The sequence below is a fragment of the Lyngbya sp. CCY1209 genome (genome assembly GCF_035615495.1).
GTDB lineage: Bacteria > Cyanobacteriota > Cyanobacteriia > Cyanobacteriales > Microcoleaceae > Limnospira.
The window spans coordinates 1-404 of record NZ_JAJENU010000633.1; the positions used below are offsets into that span (position 1 = coordinate 1).

A 404-nucleotide genomic window follows, 5' to 3' on the forward strand; every position below is an offset into this window, starting at 1 on the left:
GCGTCGGTAGCTTGAGCCGTCAAGCTAAACGTGCCTTCGGTTAAGGCGGCGGTGGGGGTGAAACTCCAGTTGCCGGAATCATCGGCGGTGGTGGTGCCGAGCTCAGTTCCGTCTTGATAAATAGTGACGGTGCTGCCGGGTTCGGCGGTGCCGGTGATGTCGGGGGTGGTGTCGTTGGTGATACCGTCGCTGGTGATAACCGGGGCGTCGGGTGGGGTGGTATCCGGCGCGGTGGTATCCACGGTGAGACTGAGTGCCGCAGAGGTTTCGGAGATGTTCCCCGCCGCGTCGGTAGCTTGAGCCGTCAAGCTAAACGTGCCTTCGGTTAAGGCGGCGGTGGGGGTAAAGGTCCAGTTACCGTCCGCGTCGGCAATTGTGGTGCCGAGCTCGGTTCCGTCTTGATA

1 protein-coding gene is annotated in these 404 nt (G+C 61.9%); it reads right to left on the minus strand.

Annotated features, from left to right (window positions below; genetic code table 11):
• Positions 1-404, minus strand: a 404-nt coding sequence (locus LKE08_RS24135; RefSeq protein ID WP_324706827.1) for an Ig-like domain-containing protein, incomplete at both ends; no start/stop codon positions are given.